Origin of the sequence: Pseudomonas sp. WS 5051 (assembly GCF_012985715.1) — a bacterium.
Lineage (GTDB): Bacteria > Pseudomonadota > Gammaproteobacteria > Pseudomonadales > Pseudomonadaceae > Aquipseudomonas > Aquipseudomonas bubulae.
In genome coordinates, this window is record NZ_JAAQWV010000007.1 from 1 (window position 1) to 19,687 (window position 19,687).

Below are 19,687 nucleotides of genomic sequence, written 5' to 3' on the forward strand. Positions count from 1 at the left end.
TTGGCTGGCTGAAGGAGAACCGTCGCATCGTGACGCGCTTCGACAAGCTCGCAACAAGTTTTGCGGCGATGGTCTCATTGGCCTGCGCTATGCGGTGCTTGCGACAATACTTTACGTACAGAGCCTAAGTAAGGAATCAAGGAAGTGTTGGATGAATGATTTACCTGAGACTTATCGTAGTCTTTCCTTACGGCTGGCCCAGCCGTAATGCCCATCGTCTTCATGGGGCACGGCTTTGTCGATGCCTGAACTCCCGCCATCCCGCTGAGAGGAAGCGCTAAGGGAAACTCCGAACAAGTCCTTAGATGTGCTGAAATACAGCCTCACCACCTGACCCGAGCCACGCATGAGCCAGATGAGCTATTCCGACTTTGAATACGCCGGCAAGCGCAAGCAAACCCGCCGTGAACGCTTCCTTGCCGAAATGGATCAGGTGGTGCCCTGGTGCGGTTTGTTGGAGTTGATCCAACCGTTTTACCCGAAGGCTGGTGGTGGCCGTAAACCTTATCCGCTGGAGACCATGTTGCGCATCCATCTGCTGCAAAACTGGTTCTCGCTGAGCGACCCGGCCATGGAAGAAGCGCTTTATGAAATCACTCCCATGCGTCAGTTCGCCCGTCTTACATTAAGCGCGCCGATCCCTGAAGACACCACGATCATGAACTTCCGGCACTTGCTGGAGAAACATAAATTGGCGCCTGCGATCCTGGCTGTCATCAACGGTTATTTGCAGGAAAAAGGTCTGTCCCTGCGCCAGGGCACCATCGTCGATGCCACGATCATTCATGCTCCCAGCTCAACCAAGAACGAGGAAGGCAAGCGTGATCCTGAGATGCATCAGACCAAAAAAGGTAACCAATACTACTTTGGAATGAAGGCTCATATCGGCGCTGATGTGGAATCAGGGCTGGTTCACCACGTCCACGGCACAGCCGCGAATGTGGCCGACGTAACCCAAGTTGCGGAGCTGCTACATTGCGAGGAAAACGCAGTCTATGCGGATGCCGGTTACACCGGCGTCGAGAAGCGTGATGAGCACAAAAATCGTGAAGTGATCTGGCAGATCGCGGCGCGACGTAGCACTTATTCACGACTGAATAAACGCAGCATTCTCTACAAGGCCAAGCGCAAGATCGAGTACTGTAAAGCCCAGACGCGGGCCAAGGTCGAACATCCATTTCGGGTGATCAAGCGCCAGTTTGGTTATGTGAAAGTGCGCTTTCGTGGGCTGATGAAAAACACCGATCAACTGACCACGCTGTTTGCTCTGTCGAACCTTTGGATGGCTCGAAAACAGCTGATGGGTATGGGCGTGTAACGCGGGGAGCGGGGCTGAAAAGCCCCGGCGAAGCAATGCAGAGGGCCTTTCTGCGCTAAGCAGCGCTGAAAGTCGTTGTCGTTTCGACTAACAGCCCGCACACCGCGAGTTGATCGGAGTTTCCTAAGCTGATCATGAATATGATGCAAAACCGCAGATAGTGTTTCATGGGCTGAAGTGTAGCCGGTGAAAATGCACCCAACAATTCACCCTTGGGTCTTCTTTGTTGGCTGCCACTAACCCCTATTCCGCGCTCATTTCCATTACCGGACTTAAGGTGCCTAGCCACGCGACGAGGCAAATTATGACGATCGCCATTGTAAATTCCAGCGTCATGCTGCGGCGCAATGCATTAACTGCAACAGAATATTCTCCGTTGCGAACTGACTTTTCTAGTGCCGGGCTTAAGTGGAAGCGGTTGAGCGCGGCTAACACGATCATTCCGGCAAAGAGCAAGATTTTCAAAAATAGAAGTTGGCCATAAGTACTGAGCATCACTTCATCGAGGTTTGGTCCAACGATAAATAGGTAATTGACTATTCCAGTGATGCTTATGATTGCCACAATCACTCCGCCGGCCGACTCAAAGCCAGTCAATACCCGAGCAAGAATTTGTGCTTCCTGCTCGCTTTTGAGCGATTTTAAACGCAGTAGTAGGGCAAATGCCGCTAGAGCACCTAACCATCCACCGGCGGCCAAAAGATGGAAAATATCACTGATAAAATGCCAGTAGCGTCGACTGCCCTCATCCATGGCACCGTGCCCTGTCCATGCTAACGTCGCCAACGCAATCGCTCCGCATACAGTGACCATCCAGAGACTGAGTGTCGGAAATCTTTTATTCAGCGCTACGCCAATAATTGCCATAACCAAGGCAGCTATGCGGACCATCCAGGTCAGTCCGACGTCAGTCCCCATGAGGACCATTTGAAAAATATGGTGATGTAGTTCCATGAACCCCGATACACCGCTCATTGCTTTCGCAAGCAACAACATTGCTGCAAGGGATAGAGCTACACCTACAACAGAAGTACCGTAAAGAAGCGACTCAAAATTCAAGACCGTGCCCGATACTCTTTCTTTTCCCCTAAGGCTGTACAAGCCGAAAATTGCCAATCCGAATAACAGCATCAGGTCTAAATAAAGAGCAAAGCGAACCACAATATTTATTGAGTCGCTCATGAATCATTTCACTTTGAATGAGAAGTTACCGGTGATCGGATGAGTGTCCGAGGAGACGGCACGCCATTCGACTTTGTAGGTGCCTGTGGTCAAAGGTGCTGCCGGTGTAATCACCATCGTTTTCGGATCACTGCCACCAGCGACGCCTGCCTTAACACCCATCGGGGAGTTCGGCATCCCAGGCATATCGGTCATGATCAGTTTTGCACCTGAAAACTGAGTAGTTAGATTTTCAGAAAAGTGCAGCTCAATTTTCGAAGGGGCCGCCGCATCCGAGCCTTCTACCGGAGTAGAAGAAAGGAGCTTTGGATGTGCTTGAACTACAGCACTCAGAAGTAAGCCCGCAGTAAGTGCAACAGCTACGGTCGTAGTTTTAAGGAATGACATGCAGACTCCTCACAGCAAGAGCTGTTGGTTCGAGGTTTGTTTGGGAATATCTAGTTTTTTACTTTTCGACGCTTGTTAAAACCACTGGCGAATACCTAGCAGGTTCAGTGTCCTATGGCGGAACGAACAGGAGGAGCTCACAAGAATCTCCACGTCACAGCGCAAGTACACGATGCCACATGAATGTAAACTGTTCGATTACATTTCAGTCAGCTTGGGGCGGGTTTTTGGCTACTGGATGGCGCGGATAATGGGCCTAAATACGCCCCCTCTTCGAGGCGTATCAAGAGCTCTAACTCATTCAAAAAAGGGCCTTTAAGCTAATCCCATACTGCGTGGTTGAATATCTGCAGCTTGTTGCGTAATTGCATGGAATTGACCACCTATTTGCATTCGACTTGACCAGTTGTTTGCATGGGATCTGACCAGCGCACGGGGAAGTCCTGATCGGCAGAAATCGGCCAAAAGCAGACTGTCCTCCATCGCGGGAGTAGTTCAAAAGCATGTCGAAAACCTTGGCGTAGATTTCAGCATTTCATAAGCCCAAAGCCTAGCTAGCCTGATCATCCTTTTTCATGGGTATAGTAGAGGAGCAGCCGTGTCGCGAACCGGCGAGGCACTTCTGCTTCTGCACGTAAGCTTGAGCAAGACAGGCCGATTTGCTGAGAAAAAGCACAACATACATGCACTACCAGTCTATCTAGCACTACATGTTGTATTTGCCCGTTTCGATGCTACCTTCTACTAGGCAGGCAACTCACTAGTAGAGGTGTTCCATGGCAGGCAAAAATCAGCACGTCGTGAAACGTGATGAAGGCTGGGCGGTTCGGGGTGAGGGGAATACTAAAGACACCTCCCACCATCGGACTCAAAAGGAAGCTGCTGACGCGGCTCGTCAGATAGCTCAAAACCAAAAAAGCGAGGTGCTCATCCACGGCCGGGACAACCTGATCCGTGAACGAGACTCCTATGGCAACGACCCCCATCCTCCCAAGGGCTGATTACGACCTCATAGCGTCTCCGGAAGGAGGCGCATCCTGGGCTTCAATAAGGTATTCGGTATGAAGATCGTAACGGTGGTTCACGTGCACCTGAACCGAATCGGTTCTACCCGTGGCGGGTTTGGAAGTCATAAGCGACTGACCACCTATGCAGAAACATCTGATGCAGAAATCGAAACCCTTCGAGATCTAGTGATTTCGATTGCCGAACAAAATGGTGAGGCACCTGGGTCTCTGAACGACCTTCGCCATGAACGGCAAAGCGGCCACCCTCCCCAGGTTAAGGTCTTCAACATTCATTCGCCCAGCACTTTATTCAGCGAGCCCTATGCATATTGCGAAGCCTTTCCAGCGCTCAAGGCTGACAACCGGATCTTCAAGCTAGAAGAACTGCCAAGCTGAGACACGAAGGGTTCATTGTTGCTTATCCTCCATCCGCCTGCTGGCCACGCTCAATTCTTAGGAAAGCTTGCGCCCGATTCGGAACAAAGCGTCCTCCAGCCACTGGTTGAAAACGCCCTGTGACGCTGGAATCAGCAGTTTTCTTTCCTCAATGTTTTTCTCACTGCGGTACGGCATGGACATCGACGATGCCGGGGTGGTTGGCGGCTCGGCGTAAACTTGGTGAGAAATTCCGTAGATCCCCAGCTGGAACCAGCCTCCCTTACCTCGGCTAATCAAACTAAAAGCTTCTTCCGCAAAGCGTTTTAGCCGGCTGGGCGAGATGTAGTAGGAGGCAAAATATTCGCCGTCCTTTGCTGGGGCTGCCAGAGGAATAGAGAGCCAGCTCATCCCATTATCGTGATGCCGCCAAGAGGCCTCCGCATCGAGGCCGGTGATGTCTCCCTCGTTAAATGACTTGTAACCACCCTTGATAGAAACCAAGCCCGCCTGAGAAAGCTTGAGGAAGAATTCATCATGCTGGGAGTGTATGGAACGCAACGTACCCGAGAGAATGGGCTGCGGCAGAAACACGAGCTCAAGGCGATCTTCACGAGGCCGGCTATTCCAATTTCGGCTGTTGCTACGATTCTGCAGGTGCTGAACGAACTCCTGTTCGGAAATGGCGCTGCGACTGGCTGCAAGTTGGCTTAGCCCCTGGATGATTTTGTCTGAGAGATCGCGATCACCTGTGAAGGTGGAACGGAAAAGGCCGTCGACGTAATCGGAAACCTCCCAGTGAAAGCGCTTTTGATCATCCTCGACCGGAACCTCTTCCAGAAAAGCCAGGATGGGTTTATTGGCAGCTTTGGCGCGATGGAACTCCTGCTGAGTGACGGACTCACCTGTGTGGGTTTTGAAGCCGAAGTCCGCGCCAAGAATCAGCACCACTACGTCGGCCTGGTCAACCTCAGTCATGCATGCGACTTCAGAGGAATAGGGTCTTGCACCAAAATCCTCACACATCACCGGGATGTGCCCCAACAGAGAAACTGCTTTTTTGGCGGCCGCACGATAGTGCTCAAAATTACGTACTACAGAGCTGATAAACACGTTCATAGCAGTCCTCATCACTTAGGCCACATCCGTTTCGCCTCATCATACCGGCCGCTTTGCTCGAAATGACAGTAGCCGAAAAAAAGCTAGCCGCTTAATAGCCCCCCGATTCCGTAGATACTGACTGCTTTTGGCCGATTGTGTTGAAAAAGTCGGTTTTCTGAAATGGCTAGAAGATTGACCGGTGAAAGCACCTTCCCAGCGCGCTGCTACGTGAAATCTGAGTCCGCTAACCTCAGCCGAAAGCGGAGATTTCAATCACAGACGCATGCTTTTCTGCTGCGAAAACTATGGCCGATTTCTGCCGGTCAAGGCCCACCCCGTGGGCTGGTCAAAACTCATGCAAACAACTGGTCAAGTCGAATGCAAATGGCTGGTCAAGAGGAATGCAATTCGCCAGCTTGTCTCAGGCCTTTTTTTCGTCTGCACTAGGAAGCTCTATATGGAATGCCGTTTTCCCATTAGATGACGTACACCATATCTTTCCGTCATGCGCCTCGATTATCGATCGGGTGATCGATAAACCTAGCCCGGCGTTGCTTGGGCTCCCTTCTCTACGCGCAGGGTCCACTCGATAAAATCGATCGAAAAGCTTTTCAAGATGCTCAGGCGCAATGGACTCTCCAGGATTTTCCACTACGACCAATACCGACGTTCCTTTTTGTTGGATATCGACATTGATGCACTTCCCTTCAGAGGTATACCTGAGCGCATTTGATAGCAGATTAGAGATGGCTCGGTGCAGCATTAGAACATCGCCTCGGACGCTACCCCGCCCTGAAACCGTGAGGCCAATCCCTCGCTCATCAGCTAGTAGAGAGTAGTACTCCTGTAATTTCTCCACTATCTCTACTAGGTCTATCGGTTTCTTCTCGTGTGAAATCAGACCGTTGTCTGATTTTGCCAGAAAAAGCATGTCATCAATCATCCGACTCATACGCTTCAAGTCATCAAGATTTGAATACAAATTGTCTTCGTAGTCCTCAATATTTCTTTTTCTAGAAAGCACTACTTCTGTGTGGGTCATCAAATTGCTGACCGGCGTCCGTAACTCGTGAGCGATGTCCGCGGAAAAATTCGATAAACGGACAAATGCATCATCCAGCCTGGATAACATTGCGTTGAACGACAGCACCATCTGCTGAAGCTCTTTAGGAACAGATGCTAAGGGAATGCGCTCCTTAAGGGATTTAGCTGACATTGAAGCAGTGACCCGAGTGACTTGACGTATAGGCCGCAGACCACTGCTCGCGACCATCCAACCCAAGGCAGCACTGATCAGTGCGCTGATCACCAGCCCTATCCAAAACCACCGCTCAAGTGTCTCGAAGAAAGACATATGCTGAGTCACATCAAAGATCAACATAACGGTTAATGGCCTGTCTTGCCCCGTCACGATCACTTGTGCAGTCACTCCACGGAACATTTTCTCCTGCTCCCGCCACTCCCAGACGTTGCTGTTCGGGATCGTACGAAATTCCTCTGGAACATCGATCGAGCCGGGATCAGCAAACAGTAACTTCCCGTCACCATCGATTATTATGGCAGTCAAATCACGGTGAGCACCAAGCAGCGCCTCCAGCTCAGGCTTAACATCACTGAATTGATCGATGCTATTCAATCCAGTCAAAATTCTCTGAGTAGAATGGAGCTTTTCGCTTAGTGCCTGTTGATCCAGCATCTTGAAGTGATGCTGGCTAAGGTTATTGAAGCTGAGGCCGGCAATAGTGAGCACCGCCGTTACAGCCAGCATGAACATCAGACTCATACGGCTCGTCAGAGACATTCGCTTCATTTCGACTCCGAATCAGGAGAGTCGAGCATGTAACCCATACCTCGCGAGGTATGAATCAGCTTGACCTCAAAATCGTCATCGATTTTGGCTCTCAGTCGCCTGATCGCCACCTCGATAACGTTGGTATCGCTATCAAAATTCATGTCCCAAACTTGGGAAGCGATAAGCGATTTTGGCAGCACCTCTCCTCGACGACGCAGCAACAGCTCAAGCAAAGCAAACTCTTTAGCTGTCAGATCTATACGTTTACCTCCACGGATGGCCCGACGCTTAAGCAGGTCCACTTCCAGATCGGCCAATTTCATATAGGTTTGCGAGGGAGCGCTGCTACCCCTACGCAGCAGCGTTCTAACGCGAGCCAAAAGCTCAGAAAAGGCGAAAGGTTTGATCAGGTAATCATCTGCCCCGAGTTCAAGGCCCTTCACTCGATCTTCGACGCGGTCTCGCGCCGTGAGGAAGAGCACGGGAACATCCTTCCCGGATGCACGTACCTTCTGGAGGACTTCCCAGCCATCCAGCCCAGGCATCATGACGTCGAGAATCAGCAGGTCATAGGCTTCGCTCAAGGCGTGCTGAAGTGCCTCTTTGCCATCGGTAAACCGATCAACATTGAACCCCGCCTCGGTGAGTCCTTGCTGCAAATAGATGCCTATTTTTGGTTCGTCTTCAGCAACAAGAAGTCTCATAGGAGTGGCTCTCAAGTAATTATGAAACGGAGTCTGCAACGAAAAACACAAGCCAAGCAGCAACTGACAGAAAAGTAATATTGGCTTCAGGTATATGTCAGCGACCGCTGTCTATGGTCAAAAATGAGCATTTCCCTAATGCTCAGCCGACTCTTCAGCATGAAACGTATTTGGAGCCGGAAAACAATTCCAAAAGGAGCGGCACCATGAATCGCTTAAAAGTTCTTATTCTTGTGAGCTCGCTACTCGTCTCGTCTTCTCTATGGGCTGAAAGTGGCGGAGACCGGGTTGTCGAGCGTATGGAAAACCTGCGCAACAAGGCTGAAGCTGTGCTTATACAAGCTGAAAGAGCTCCTGAAGGGCAGCGTCATGTCCACATGGCCGAGCATATGAATATGCTTGGGGAGATCATGAGTCAGCTCCATCAAGATCACCCAGACGCATCGATGTCACCTCAGCAGCACCTCGCTTGGATGGAAAAGCACGACAAAATAGTTGATGACGTTTTGAGCCAAATGCAGCGTGAGCACAAATTGATGCTTTCTGAAAACCATCAGTGACCAACCGAGTCTCATTGGGGGTTTGTTAACCGCTCCGCTGAACACGGCGTTACCTGGGCGCCGTGTTTTCTTTTGAAAACTGACAGAAATGTAGTGTTCAGGTCAGTTAACTAGCAGCTCATCCCCTTTAGCATAGCCAGTGATTCCCTCTTACTCTCGAGGTCACCATGAAAGCTAAGCTCATTACCCCTGTTATTGCGGCAATCACCCTAATCTTCGGTGCTACGGCGATCGCCAGTGTTGGTCATGGTAAAGAGGACATCGGCCAGCCCGGTGTCTCTTCTAAGGTTACCCGTACGGTGGAAGTGGAGATGGGTGATGTTTTCTTCAAACCTAAAAGCATCGACGTCAAACCGGGTGAAACGGTCCGATTCGTCCTTCGCAATGAGGGTTCGCTGCTGCACGAGTTCAACATCGGCAAAGCCGCTGCTCATGCGGCACACCAAAAAGAAATGGCGAACATGTTCCAGAACGGGGCGCTAAGCCCCACCGGGGCCGGGAAAATGATGAGCGACATGGGCCATAGCATGGGAGGGATGAAGATGGTCGAAATGGAACACAACGACCCGAACAGCGTGCTGATCGAGCCAGGCGCAACCAAGGAGCTGATCTGGACCTTCAACAACACCACTGGGCTTCAATTTGCTTGCAACGTGCCGGGGCATTATCAATCAGGGATGGTCGGTCAGATTGACCTGAAGTAGGCCATAGTTGGCTGCAAACCACGCGTCGACGAAAGCGTTGACGCGTGATAATCAACCGGCGCTCGATCCGCGCAGATCACGTTACCCTGGAAGAGTTGCGGGCCCCATTGGAGGCCATAGTGAGGAGGCGCTGAATTAGACTGGTCGAAACTCGATCGTCAGATGGCTGACCTCGTGAACCGACTTGAGACGTTCACGAATGCTGTCGGCATTCGCAGTGGCCTCACCAAGGACGCTGACGATTGCCGCATGGGCTTGCGGCCCAATCTGCCAGACGTGTAAGTCCGTAATGGTGGCATCCCCCGGTGTCTCAACCAGTTCACGGATTTCCTCGGCAACGTGTGCATCGGTCTGATCCAGCAGTACACCTGCAGTGACTCCCATCAAGGTCCATGCCCACCGCGCAATAACGATGGCGCCGACGATGCCCATGACCGGGTCCAGCCACACCCAGCCGAGATAACGGCCGGCGAGCAGTGCCACAATGGCCAGAACCGAAGTCAGCGCGTCCGCGATGACGTGGACGTAGGCCGATTTCAGGTTGTTGTCGCTCCCGTGATGGGCATGACCATGATCATCATGAACGTGCCCATGACCCAGCAGCAGGGCGCTGGCAATGTTGACGATCAAACCGGCAATCGCGATGAGCGTAGCGGTGCCGAACTGCACGTCCGTTGGCTGGAAGAGGCGCATGACAGACTCAGCGCCAATTCCCAGGGAGACCATGCCGAGAATCAACGCCGAGGCAAACCCGCCCAGGTCTCCAACTTTTCCGGTACCGAAGCTGTAGCGCTGGCTGAAAGCGTGGCGTTTTGCATATCTGTAAGCAACGGCCGCTATGCCCAATGCCACGGCATGGGTTGCCATATGAAAGCCATCGGCCAGCAACGCCATCGAGCCAGTGATATAACCGGCGGTGATCTCGCCAACCATCATCACAACGGTAAGAGCCACAACCCAAAGCGTACGCTTGGCATTATCGTCGTGTGCTGAGCCAAGGAATACGTGGTCGTGGGTGTGTTTGATGTTGATGCCGCTCATGAGTGATTCCTGAAGGCGTTTACTTGGAGTAACGGCGAATGGCTTCAAGAAGCTCTTCCACGCCCTTACTACGCTCTTCCTCACTGAGAGCAGGGTTCGCAACATGCTCACGCGCATGCTCCTCGATGATTTCCTCCATCAAGCCGTTCATGGCACCGCGAGTGGCGGCAACAAGATGCAGTGTTTTGGCGCAATCGAGATCCGATTCCAACGCTCGCTCAACCGCTTGAAGTTGTCCGGCGATACGTTTTACACGCTTGAGAAGATCATCTTTGTTTGCTGCGATATGGCCCATGGGATACCTCTCCTACCTATACGTCGCACATGATAGGCATACCCCCTATACCTATACAAGGTTCACAGGCGTATGGGGCATTAAAAAACAGTGACAGGAAAGAGAGGTTCAAATCTGAGTGATGAAGCAGAGGGCCTGAAATGTTTACTTCTGGCCGCTCTCTGCCGGCCATGGCCTAGATGCGTACTGGTCGGACCCGATACAAATCGGCTGCTTAGGTCAAATGAAAACGGTTGGTCAAGTCTGTGTAATTATCCATCAATGACGCTCACAATTTGAAACAGACAACTATTGACATTGCCATAGTGTCAACCTTGATGCTGCCGGTGCGGTGAAAAGAGACCGCTCAGCACGAGAGGAATAACCATGTTCATCTTAGATGTATCAGGCATTGGTTGCGGCGGTTGCGTCAGCAAAATCACTAAAGCAATTCAGTCATTGGACAACAAAGCTACGATTTCCGTGGATCGGTCCGCCGGAAAGGTGAGTGTTGAAAGTAGCGAAAGCTCAGAGCAAATTCGTAAAGCTGTCGAGGCGTTAGGTTTTCCTTCCCAAATCAGCACTTGAATGCTGACACCTACCCTTGGCCCATAGTCAGCGCCCCTTATGCAGATGGCTCACAAGACCCTGCGCTACTAATCTCCTCGCAGAGCTTTGAGCAAACCTTTGAATGCACCATTCAAACGAGTAAAAGCGGCATCGAAACGTATCCCATTTCCTGTGTATTTTGCGACCTCAACCTGCTGATCGACAGTATTTTGATCGATGGCAGGTTGAACCGGAGTGCTGTAAAGCAAACCGCTTCCGTAAATATCACTTGCTGAATCTTTTCCGGCAATATGTTTTACATTTGGCGTTTTCATAGAAAACGTATTAGCAAGGTTTTCTCTATTCTGACTTGCAAGCACAGTAGAGAAGTCCACATCTCGAGCCTTGAAGTTCGGCGTATCGGCGTTTGCGATATTATTACTCAGGATTTCAGCTCTTTGACTACGATAAAATAACGCTCTTTCTGATGTGCCAAGTGCTTTCTCAAAGTTAATGCTCACACTCAATCACCCTTGATGGCTCAATTTTTTTCCAGGAACAACTAATACTTTGATTTTGCCGCAGTGCATCTAGGTTCATACACGAAGCTCCGGCATAGAAATCTAAAAACGACTTCACCTTGAAAGCACCTAAACCAAATCAATTACCCACCTAAAGCTGAGGCTAAATAAACAGCCGTGCGACTCGAAAAGATCGATACTTTACGTATTGAATAGCGTATTCCTCAAGAGAAATATGCCAACCTGACACAACTGTAATATTCAGCTAAGGCTTCTGACAGGGCATGAGCTTTATAGTCCTATTGAGCCTTAAGCTCTCCCCTAAGAATCATCGTTTGATGTGGATTTAGGGATTACCAATACTCCCAGAGGACACTAAAATGAAATCCATCAAAGCTTTGTTCATCATTGCAGCCCTAACCGTCTCTTCTTTTGCTATGGCTGAAGGCGGTGGTGATCGGACGTTCGCCCGCATGGAAGTAGCTAGGAATAATTCAATGGAATCGTATCAAGTAGCCCAACAACAGAGCACCCAGCCCCCGATCGCAGAAAGCAAAGTCAAAGCGATGGGCCACAAGAATTGCTGAATAGCTTACTGCGCATCAAAACTGACAGAAATGTAATCACTGTGATGGTTCAAATGTGGCAATTTCTGAGCTCGCTTGCCGTAAACACTCGTTTTTAGTGACGGCGAGCTAAGCTCATTCGGGCGCATCCCCCCCGAGAGAGTTCCTTCAACCTGTTGAGCAACTCATTGGTTGTTTCGCACGGCTTCCCTTTTTCACTGATCGGACGTAAACGGCATGAATTCCAAAACCTCTAGGCGGACATTCGTTAAAGGCCTGGCCGCTGGTGGCGTTCTCGGCGGCCTTGGTCTGTGGCGCACTCCTGTATGGGCAGTGACCAGTCCTGGTCTGCCGAGCATTCTCACCGGTAACGAATTTGATCTGTTTATTGGTGAAACCCCTGTAAATATTACTGGCTCGCCGCGCACAGCCATGACCATCAATGGTTCGTTGCCCGGACCTTTGCTTCGTTGGCGCGAAGGCGAAACGGTCACACTGCGTGTGAAAAACCGCCTAGACCAAGACACGTCGATTCATTGGCACGGGATCATTCTGCCCGCCAATATGGACGGTGTACCGGGGTTGAGTTTCCATGGCATCGCGCCCGACGGGATGTACGAGTACAAATTCAATGTGCATCAAAACGGCACATACTGGTACCACAGCCATTCAGGCTTGCAGGAACAGGCAGGCGTATACGGTCCAATTGTCATCGACTCTAAAGAGCCTGAACCTTTTCAATACGATCGCGACTATGTGGTGATGTTGACTGACTGGACCGATGAAGATCCTAGTCGTGTCATGGCCAAGCTCAAGAAGCAATCGGACTACTACAACCACCACAAACGTACCGTGGGCGACTTTATCGGCGACGTCAGCAAGCAAGGTTGGTCTGCTGCTGTGGCCGACCGCAAGATGTGGGCTGAAATGAAAATGAACCCCACTGATCTCGCAGACGTCAGTGGGGATACTTACACCTATCTCATGAATGGCCAAGCGCCTAACGGTAACTGGACCGGTATTTTCAAGCCGGGCGAGAAGCTGCGCCTGCGCTTTATCAACGGTTCAGCTATGAGCTATTTCGACGTTCGCATCCCTGGTTTGAAAATGACCGTTGTGGCGGCTGACGGTCAACATGTCAAACCAGTCAGCGTCGATGAATTCCGCATCGCCGTGGCAGAAACGTATGACGTGATCGTAGAACCTACCAGCGAAGAGGCTTACACCATCTTTGCCCAGTCCATGGATAGAACCGGTTATGCACGTGGAACCTTGGCAGTTCGCGAAGGTTTGAAAGCACAGGTACCTGCGATCGATCCTCGGCCGCTTTTGACCATGGATGACATGGGTATGGGCGGTATGGAGGGCATGGACCATGGCGGCATGGCTGGTATGGGCGGCGATATGAAGCAAGGTGAAATGTCAGGCATGGCTGGCATGGATCACAGCAAGATGACGGGGATGAACCAAAGCGACATGACCGGCATGGACAGCGGTGACATGTCTAACATGGCCGGCATGGATCACAGCAAGATGGCGGGAATGGACAAAGGCGACACGTCCAATATGGCCGGCATGGACCACAGCCAGATGGCTGGGATGAGCGATATGAGTGGCGAAATGCAGGCCCATCCAGCATCCGAAACCAACAACCCCTTGGTTGATATGCAAGCCATGAGCCCTACGCCAAAGCTAAACGACCCTGGCATAGGTTTGCGGAATAATGGTCGTCGAGTCCTCACCTACTCTGATTTGAGAAGCACTTTCCAAGACCCTGACGGCCGCGAGCCCAATCGCACTATTGAACTTCATCTGACCGGTCACATGGAGAAGTTTTCGTGGTCCTTCAACGGAATCAAATTTTCAGACGCAGAGCCGCTTCGTCTGAAGTATGGGGAGCGTCTTCGGATCACCCTGGTGAATGACACCATGATGACCCATCCCATCCACCTTCACGGCATGTGGAGCGATCTTGAAGACGAAAATGGCAAGTTCATGGTGCGCAAGCACACAATTGACATGCCACCAGGTACTAAGCGCAGTTATCGAGTCACCGCTGATGCCTTAGGTCGCTGGGCCTATCACTGCCACCTACTTTTCCATATGGAAATGGGCATGTTCCGTGAAGTACGGGTTGATGAGTAAAGGAGACGATCTGTGAGCACATACGTAAATCGTAATAAATCGCTGGTGGGTTGCCTCTTTGCCGTTGGTCTGATGGGCGGACTCTCTTCTGTGGTGATGGCAGGAGAAGATAGTAGTGATCATTCATCTACTGCGAAAGCAACTAACAAACCTGCAACTACGGCAAACGAAACTAAGCCCGATCACGGTTCAATGGACCACAGCAAGATGGGGTCTATGGATCACAGTAAGATGAGCATGGACGACGGGGAAATGGAAGGTATGGAAAGCATGGATGGAGGAGCGACCGCCACGAGTCGAACCCCGATCCCTGTACTTACCGACGCTGACCGTGCAGCCGCCTTTCCAGATGTGGCAGGTCATGGTGTCCACGACAAACAACTCAACTCCTTCATGCTGCTGGATAAGTTTGAGTACCAGGATGCTGATAACGGTAGTGCACTGGCTTGGGATGCGAAAGGATGGATCGGCGGTGACGTTGACCGATTGTGGTTGCGCTCGGAAGGCGAACGTACCAATGGTGTAACGGAAAGCGCTGAACTCTCCGCACTTTGGGGACACGCCATCGGTCCGTGGTGGGATGTCGTCACCGGCGTACGGCAAGACTTCAAGCCCGGGTCGCCACAAACTTGGGGAGCGCTCGGTATACAGGGCATGGCCCTGTATAACTTTGAAGCCGAAGCCACTGCCTACATCGGTGAGAACGGTCAGACCGCTGCTCGATTTGAGGGCGACTACGACATTCTGCTGACCAATCGCCTGATCTTGCAGCCTACAGCCGAAGTAAATTTATACGGGAAAAATGATCCTCAGCGTGGCATTGGGTCTGGATTGGCTAACACCGAAGTAGGGTTGCGATTGCGTTACGAGATTGTTCGCCAATTTGCCCCCTACATTGGAGTTAGCTGGAACCGCTCCTACGGCAAGACGGCCGACCTGGCGAGCGATGAAGGAGAAAGGACCAGCGAGGCTCGATTTGTTGCCGGTATTCGGATGTGGTTCTGAGTGCATGACATGAAAAACATTGACCTCTGCTGGTGTGTTCGCCGCAATAGTAGCTGCCGGTAAGGTGCTCCCTCTGGATATCTTCATGCAGATGCAGCCGAAGAGGTAACCGAAGCAGAGGACCATCATGGCGAGAGACAGCGACTACGGTGAGGTAGCAGCACCTTCTCAGGATGAAAGTACCCAACATACCCATCCTTAGGGGGGCGAGGCTTCACATGACGCGTCTTCAACTCCGACCGCTTAGCCAAAAAATCATACCCATGCTGATGGGAAGGAACATACCCATGCGAAATAACATTTTTCGTCCTGGTCGGGCACTGCGCCTCGCTGCACTCTCGGTTCTGTTTATCAGTTCCGCAGGTCATGCCACAGAATTGCTGACGATCAACGTCCATCGTGACGCTAACTGTGGATGCTGCAAGAAGTGGATGGAGCACCTTGACGCCAACGGTTTCACCGTCGTTGATCATGTAGAAACCAACATGAGCAGAGTCAAGAAAGACTTGGGTGTTATTCCGCGTCTCTCGTCATGCCACACCGCTATGATCAACGGAAAATTTGTTGAAGGCCATGTACCTGCAGAGCAAATAGTTGCTTTGATCAAACGCGACGACCTTATCGGGATTGCTGTACCTGGCATGCCGACAGGCTCACCTGGCATGGAGGTCGGTGGAAAGAAGGATGCTTATCAGGTCATTGGCCTGAGCAAAACAGGTATTAACCAAGTGATTGCCGAATACCCGGCAAACTAGTTTTCAAACTTTCCTTAATTCTTGCGTGGTCACTGCCCTTGATCATGCAAGTGACGGAGTGCTTACTCTAATGAGCTATCAAAATTGAGACGGACTCCTCACTGGCTATAACCACCCACCTGTAAGTTGGCAAAAAGCTATTAAGCATTTGTAGTCGTATGGGTGACACACCATAAAAAAGGCGCCACTAGGGCGCCTAAACCATCTCCACAACCAAAGGAGAAACACAGAGATGGGGTGTATCTGGTAAGCGAACATTTGTTGCTAGCTAGTGTTCGTTAATGGAGTGGCAGTGGTTACTCAACAACAAATCGAACCTAATCCAAATAAGATTCGAAAATGTCTGCACTCGTCGTTACTTGGCAACCATTAAACACATGCGCTCCAGAGAACCTACCATGGCTACCTTAGTCTATCCTCCGCGTGGGCAGTTAGTACCCATAACCCTGTACTCTACAGTGTTGAGCTTGCCAGCCGAATCTTCAAAGGTCATACGCGAAGGCGCAACAGCACAGTTTATATTAGCTTGCGTTATACTGACGACCTTATGAATATCTAGGTCCATACCATATTTATAATGAACAATTTCAGGGTTAGACTTCCCGTTTTTCAAGGCGTACTGCTCCATCGCCTGTTGGTTTTCTTGCATCATCCGACCGTAAACGCGATCACCACCTCCTTCAGCTATTGCCAAAGACGACAAGGCCAATATTGAAATGGTAAAAAATGCTTTAAATACTTTCATGATTGTCTCCTAGTGCTCACTTACTTCTGACTAGAGGATAACGAATCATACCTTTCAGAAAGCTGCCGCGAATATTACTTATGTGTCAGGCATTGTGAGCCCGGCTCCTGGCTTGCAAGGTGTCTAGAGAATCCGGGGCGATTCAGACAGTTGCTACCGCACCGGTGGGTAGAGCTCCATCGCATTGATCAAATGGGCGTAACCCACTAGATTTCCCATTTTTTCCCCTGTCGCTGACTAGATTTTCTTAACCGCGCCAAGATTTTCTTAAAATGTGCGCCGAACACTCAGAAAATATTAACCGAAAATGGCCGCGCAACCACTATTTTGGGGCTTTCCGCTTATTGGCGGTAAGCGTCCCGCAATCACACCTTACCGCATTGCGCTTTCTGGACGACCTGGGCTTTGAACGTTTTGGGATAAGAGCTACGTTGGCGCATGGAAATCCTAGCGATAAGGGTGATTGCGTTCGCTTAAAAATACGCGGACACAATCGCCCTTAATGCTGGAGTTCGGTAGGTGAGTTCGCCGGACGGTTACTGCTATGGGGCATCTCAGCCAGAACGCAGTCACTGAGTGCGAGCTACCCAACTGAGCTGGGAGTTGAACTGCTGAAAAGCACGGTTATTGGTAGAAGGCTGCCGACCCGTAGAACTCAAGTGGAGTATAATCTTCCTCTTTCCTTCGAAGCTGACGGATTAAATCAAATTCTCTTCCAGTTTTGGAGGCAAGGTCGTCTGCGATCTCTAATGTAGACCTCCTAATTGCAAGCATCGCCATCTTATAGGCGTCGAAATAAGAGTTCCCAGCCGCCAAATTGAAAGCTAGATAAGCTCCGAACGCTGCTGCTGGATAACCCATGACAGGCCATAGATGGGAAATTGTCGCTTGATCTGCGCTCGCTAAACCTGGGGCTATACCGATTTTTGGTAGAAAACCGCGTTCCTCAAATCGCGCTCCGTCACAAATGTTTAGAAATGCTAATCGCCGTTTATCCATGACTGGAGCCTGCTCCCATAGATCCTCAAGCGAAACGGATAAATTATCCCCGATGTGCATTTTCACATGTTTAGGAGACCAGTGATCAAACTCGCCGTGGGATGCGACCCAAATAATATCGTACTTAGGGTCTTTATAAGCGTCGATGAAGCTTTGTTGCGTGGCTTCGGTGAAGCAGACCACTTTTACGGTGGCTCCGGCAGATTCAAAGATGTGCTTAATTACTTCGGCCTCAAGTTCTTCTGTAAGACTTCCGCCACCACACCAAATCAAAACATTTTGCGGTTTTCTGTCAGATTTTGGAGTGGATAACGATGAGGTTAGCGGCCATGTTTCACCCCACACTTTGAGCTGTATCGCTTGCAGCGGGGTACACTCAGTATCAAGAATCAACTGGTATAAAGGTTTGGCGTTGAACGGAAATGGAGAAAAGCAATAGCTTCTAGTTAGGGCTGTTTCGTATTCTGTAGAATTCCCATACTTAGGGATTCCTATTCTATTTGGAATTGTTAGACCAGAGTTGTCGGAATAAGCGATGGTTTTTGCCACGCCTAAAAAATGGTTGCTCGATTGTACCAGTTGCTCGATAAAGGTCTGAGTATCACGCTCAATGAATATTTTCTCGTCGCCTAAAGCTGCGAGATAGCCATGCTCACCGAACGGAATAGATATGTACAGATCTTGTGCATTGATATTGGAATTGGCTGTCAGTAACTGGTGCCACAGCAGTAAACCGTCAAGCGTGACGTGGGTTTTACCGGCGTTCAAGCTGTTGACGACAAACGGCAAAATTGAGCCGCTCCGCATTGCTGCATCACGAAAGAAATTAATTCCGTCAAGCTTTGACTTATAGAAACCTTGGACAAGGTTTATCTTTCTGAGAAGTGCGGATGGGTCTCCATCCTTATTGCCTGCATAGATAGTGGCTAGCAGTTGCAGCTTATGCGGCTCAGCGAGGTTTTCATTGAAGTCGGCGAGTGCCTTTGCTGCCCACTCATGCGATGCTTTGCTTGAGAACGCACTTGCTGTAGTAGACAAGGTGTAATAATGAACGGCACGGACTTCATCTGGTAGAGTATTTTTGCCAGCGACAGACTCTAGGTATGGAACGAAAGTCTTGGCCAAGTCAGGCGCTTCTTTTGCTGCCCAGCATGCCATTTGACTTCCAAGATTTGCTTCGTCAATGTAAATGTATTCCGCAGGCAGATTCATCGTGTCTGCAAAAGTCGATGCGGCGAAGGGCCATAGCTCGCGTGCTATATTGTTCATGGCTGTTCGCTCGCGAGCGTAGTAGTAGAAGGCGCTGAAAAATTTCACCATCACCGGCACAAACCCTGGCCAGGTTCTTACCACCGCTGATGAATAGAAGTCAAAGATTCTCCCCAGATGTAAATTTTTTGAGTGACTGTCTCTGGTGTCTTCTGATAACGCCCATCCAATCCAGCTCCCCATATCAGTTAGTTCATATATACGGTATGACGCGTGAAGTGTTTCGGTAGCAAAAATGAACTGGTAATAGTGGGACAATAGTCTGTCTTCGGCAGGGGCACTATTTTGCTGATCAATTATAAGGCAGATTATGCGTCGGACTTCTGCATGCGAGATGGATGAAGCTAAAGTGGCGTCACGGAAAACTTTGTCAAAGTGCTCATGCAGAATCGCTAGGCTTTGTTCGAGGTTCAATACATTGCTTCCTTCTAGTCTGCATTGATCAATTTATGTATCCGTTGGCCTCAGTCGGACTGCTCCTCTCTATGGGCACTGTCAATGTCGAGCGCCTAAACTGGCTGTGGATGTTTTGGCCGCTGTCAATCCTACCTGCAATCGGCAGGATTTATGTCAACCTTTGCCCCAATCATTGACAGTCAATCCAGTTCTGTAAGTATCGGGCGGTAGCCCCGGTTTCGCGGGGGATTTCGGTGTCAATGGTGATTGGACATAGGTGATATAAGGCATT

At 50.4% G+C, this 19,687-nt stretch carries 20 protein-coding genes and 1 pseudogene; 11 read left to right on the plus strand and 10 right to left on the minus strand.

The features are described 5' to 3' along the window. Window positions 1–128, plus strand: a pseudogene (locus tag HBN79_RS12930) (IS5/IS1182 family transposase); the annotation flags it as partial. Between the two features lie 218 nt (window positions 129–346). Beyond that, complete coding sequence (locus HBN79_RS12935) at window positions 347–1,318, plus strand: IS5 family transposase (protein WP_048401429.1); 972 nt, start codon at window positions 347–349, stop codon at window positions 1,316–1,318. Window positions 1,319–1,561: 243 nt separating this feature from the next. Here the strand turns inward: HBN79_RS12935 and copD are convergent, their stop codons facing one another. Beyond that, window positions 1,562–2,500, minus strand: a complete 939-nt coding sequence (gene copD, locus HBN79_RS12940) for a copper homeostasis membrane protein CopD (RefSeq protein WP_048401428.1) — start codon at window positions 2,498–2,500, stop codon at window positions 1,562–1,564. Between the two features lie 3 nt (window positions 2,501–2,503). Next, entirely contained in the window at window positions 2,504–2,887 is a 384-nt protein-coding gene (copC, locus tag HBN79_RS12945) for a copper homeostasis periplasmic binding protein CopC (protein WP_048401427.1), read from the minus strand. 776 nt (window positions 2,888–3,663) lie between these two features. Between copC and HBN79_RS12950 the strand changes: the two genes are divergently transcribed. Together HBN79_RS12950 and HBN79_RS12955 are read left to right on the plus strand one after the other, a co-directional pair. Further along, on the plus strand, window positions 3,664–3,888 hold the full coding sequence (locus HBN79_RS12950; RefSeq protein ID WP_017136943.1) for a DUF2188 domain-containing protein: 225 nt from the start codon (window positions 3,664–3,666) through the stop codon (window positions 3,886–3,888). A 60-nt stretch (window positions 3,889–3,948) separates the two neighbouring features. Continuing rightward, complete coding sequence (locus tag HBN79_RS12955; protein WP_048401426.1) at window positions 3,949–4,290, plus strand: hypothetical protein; 342 nt, start codon at window positions 3,949–3,951, stop codon at window positions 4,288–4,290. Window positions 4,291–4,347: 57 nt separating this feature from the next. On the opposite strand, the gene HBN79_RS12960 is transcribed toward HBN79_RS12955, so the two are convergent. The 3 genes from HBN79_RS12960 to HBN79_RS12970 form a co-directional block, all read right to left on the minus strand. Beyond that, window positions 4,348–5,388, minus strand: a complete 1,041-nt coding sequence (locus HBN79_RS12960; RefSeq protein ID WP_082149374.1) for a DUF4062 domain-containing protein — start codon at window positions 5,386–5,388, stop codon at window positions 4,348–4,350. A 403-nt stretch (window positions 5,389–5,791) separates the two neighbouring features. Beyond that, entirely contained in the window at window positions 5,792–7,180 is a 1,389-nt protein-coding gene (locus HBN79_RS12965) for a heavy metal sensor histidine kinase (RefSeq protein WP_048401425.1), read from the minus strand. Then, entirely contained in the window at window positions 7,177–7,866 is a 690-nt protein-coding gene (locus HBN79_RS12970) for a heavy metal response regulator transcription factor (RefSeq protein WP_010655513.1), read from the minus strand. The genes HBN79_RS12965 and HBN79_RS12970 overlap by 4 nt, the downstream gene beginning before the upstream one ends. 206 nt (window positions 7,867–8,072) lie before the next feature. Here HBN79_RS12970 and HBN79_RS12975 point away from each other — a divergent pair, with 206 nt between their 5' ends. After that, window positions 8,073–8,426 (plus strand): co-regulatory protein PtrA N-terminal domain-containing protein, encoded by a 354-nt coding sequence (locus tag HBN79_RS12975; RefSeq protein WP_048401424.1) that lies wholly within the window; start codon window positions 8,073–8,075, stop codon window positions 8,424–8,426. A gap of 167 nt (window positions 8,427–8,593) precedes the next feature. Continuing rightward, complete coding sequence (locus HBN79_RS12980) at window positions 8,594–9,130, plus strand: plastocyanin/azurin family copper-binding protein (protein ID WP_048401423.1); 537 nt, start codon at window positions 8,594–8,596, stop codon at window positions 9,128–9,130. Between the two features lie 135 nt (window positions 9,131–9,265). Here the strand turns inward: HBN79_RS12980 and dmeF are convergent, their stop codons facing one another. Beyond that, window positions 9,266–10,171 (minus strand): CDF family Co(II)/Ni(II) efflux transporter DmeF, encoded by a 906-nt coding sequence (gene dmeF / locus HBN79_RS12985; RefSeq protein ID WP_048401422.1) that lies wholly within the window; start codon window positions 10,169–10,171, stop codon window positions 9,266–9,268. Between the two features lie 19 nt (window positions 10,172–10,190). Continuing rightward, window positions 10,191–10,466: a metal/formaldehyde-sensitive transcriptional repressor gene (locus HBN79_RS12990; RefSeq protein ID WP_010655517.1), complete on the minus strand. Its 276-nt coding sequence runs from the start codon at window positions 10,464–10,466 to the stop codon at window positions 10,191–10,193. Window positions 10,467–10,832: 366 nt separating this feature from the next. Between HBN79_RS12990 and HBN79_RS12995 the strand changes: the two genes are divergently transcribed. Next, a complete protein-coding gene (locus HBN79_RS12995; protein WP_010655518.1) occupies window positions 10,833–11,033 on the plus strand; it encodes a heavy-metal-associated domain-containing protein in 201 nt (66 codons plus the stop codon). 68 nt (window positions 11,034–11,101) lie between these two features. Here HBN79_RS12995 and flgB read toward each other — a convergent pair whose 3' ends face one another. After that, window positions 11,102–11,515 (minus strand): flagellar basal body rod protein FlgB, encoded by a 414-nt coding sequence (flgB, locus tag HBN79_RS13000; protein ID WP_082149373.1) that lies wholly within the window; start codon window positions 11,513–11,515, stop codon window positions 11,102–11,104. 380 nt (window positions 11,516–11,895) lie between these two features. On the opposite strand from flgB, the gene HBN79_RS13005 reads away from it, so the two are divergent. The 4 genes from HBN79_RS13005 to HBN79_RS13020 all read left to right on the plus strand — a co-directional run bounded on the left by HBN79_RS13005 (window position 11,896) and on the right by HBN79_RS13020 (window position 15,986). After that, complete coding sequence (locus HBN79_RS13005; protein ID WP_048401421.1) at window positions 11,896–12,102, plus strand: co-regulatory protein PtrA N-terminal domain-containing protein; 207 nt, start codon at window positions 11,896–11,898, stop codon at window positions 12,100–12,102. Window positions 12,103–12,318: 216 nt separating this feature from the next. Next, window positions 12,319–14,226: a copper resistance system multicopper oxidase gene (locus tag HBN79_RS13010; RefSeq protein WP_010655521.1), complete on the plus strand. Its 1,908-nt coding sequence runs from the start codon at window positions 12,319–12,321 to the stop codon at window positions 14,224–14,226. A 96-nt stretch (window positions 14,227–14,322) separates the two neighbouring features. Then, a complete protein-coding gene (locus HBN79_RS13015; protein ID WP_228384844.1) occupies window positions 14,323–15,231 on the plus strand; it encodes a copper resistance protein B in 909 nt (302 codons plus the stop codon). A gap of 287 nt (window positions 15,232–15,518) precedes the next feature. Next, complete coding sequence (locus tag HBN79_RS13020) at window positions 15,519–15,986, plus strand: DUF411 domain-containing protein (protein WP_048401419.1); 468 nt, start codon at window positions 15,519–15,521, stop codon at window positions 15,984–15,986. Between the two features lie 412 nt (window positions 15,987–16,398). Here HBN79_RS13020 and HBN79_RS13025 read toward each other — a convergent pair whose 3' ends face one another. Beyond that, entirely contained in the window at window positions 16,399–16,731 is a 333-nt protein-coding gene (locus HBN79_RS13025; protein WP_048401418.1) for a DUF2790 domain-containing protein, read from the minus strand. Window positions 16,732–17,355: 624 nt separating this feature from the next. Beyond that, window positions 17,356–19,413, minus strand: coding sequence for a CHAT domain-containing protein (locus HBN79_RS13030; protein ID WP_236010219.1), 2,058 nt, complete (start codon window positions 19,411–19,413; stop codon window positions 17,356–17,358). Window positions 19,414–19,687 lie beyond the last annotated feature (274 nt).

Excerpts from the sequence above, each read along its gene's own strand:
- HBN79_RS12995 (WP_010655518.1), top strand. The coding sequence starts at position 10,833 with ATGTTCATCTTAGATGTATCAGGCATTGGTTGCGGCGGTTGCGTCAGC.
- copC (WP_048401427.1), bottom strand. The coding sequence starts at position 2,887 with ATGTCATTCCTTAAAACTACGACCGTAGCTGTTGCACTTACTGCGGGC.
- HBN79_RS12980 (WP_048401423.1), top strand. The coding sequence starts at position 8,594 with ATGAAAGCTAAGCTCATTACCCCTGTTATTGCGGCAATCACCCTAATC.
- HBN79_RS12950 (WP_017136943.1), top strand. The coding sequence starts at position 3,664 with ATGGCAGGCAAAAATCAGCACGTCGTGAAACGTGATGAAGGCTGGGCG.
- copD (WP_048401428.1), bottom strand. The coding sequence starts at position 2,500 with ATGAGCGACTCAATAAATATTGTGGTTCGCTTTGCTCTTTATTTAGAC.
- HBN79_RS12965 (WP_048401425.1), bottom strand. The coding sequence starts at position 7,180 with ATGAAGCGAATGTCTCTGACGAGCCGTATGAGTCTGATGTTCATGCTG.
- HBN79_RS12990 (WP_010655517.1), bottom strand. The coding sequence starts at position 10,466 with ATGGGCCATATCGCAGCAAACAAAGATGATCTTCTCAAGCGTGTAAAA.
- HBN79_RS13010 (WP_010655521.1), top strand. The coding sequence starts at position 12,319 with ATGAATTCCAAAACCTCTAGGCGGACATTCGTTAAAGGCCTGGCCGCT.
- HBN79_RS12935 (WP_048401429.1), top strand. The coding sequence starts at position 347 with ATGAGCCAGATGAGCTATTCCGACTTTGAATACGCCGGCAAGCGCAAG.
- HBN79_RS12970 (WP_010655513.1), bottom strand. The coding sequence starts at position 7,866 with ATGAGACTTCTTGTTGCTGAAGACGAACCAAAAATAGGCATCTATTTG.
- HBN79_RS12975 (WP_048401424.1), top strand. The coding sequence starts at position 8,073 with ATGAATCGCTTAAAAGTTCTTATTCTTGTGAGCTCGCTACTCGTCTCG.
- HBN79_RS13015 (WP_228384844.1), top strand. The coding sequence starts at position 14,323 with ATGGCAGGAGAAGATAGTAGTGATCATTCATCTACTGCGAAAGCAACT.
- HBN79_RS13020 (WP_048401419.1), top strand. The coding sequence starts at position 15,519 with ATGCGAAATAACATTTTTCGTCCTGGTCGGGCACTGCGCCTCGCTGCA.
- HBN79_RS12955 (WP_048401426.1), top strand. The coding sequence starts at position 3,949 with ATGAAGATCGTAACGGTGGTTCACGTGCACCTGAACCGAATCGGTTCT.
- dmeF (WP_048401422.1), bottom strand. The coding sequence starts at position 10,171 with ATGAGCGGCATCAACATCAAACACACCCACGACCACGTATTCCTTGGC.
- HBN79_RS12960 (WP_082149374.1), bottom strand. The coding sequence starts at position 5,388 with ATGAACGTGTTTATCAGCTCTGTAGTACGTAATTTTGAGCACTATCGT.
- HBN79_RS13025 (WP_048401418.1), bottom strand. The coding sequence starts at position 16,731 with ATGAAAGTATTTAAAGCATTTTTTACCATTTCAATATTGGCCTTGTCG.
- HBN79_RS13005 (WP_048401421.1), top strand. The coding sequence starts at position 11,896 with ATGAAATCCATCAAAGCTTTGTTCATCATTGCAGCCCTAACCGTCTCT.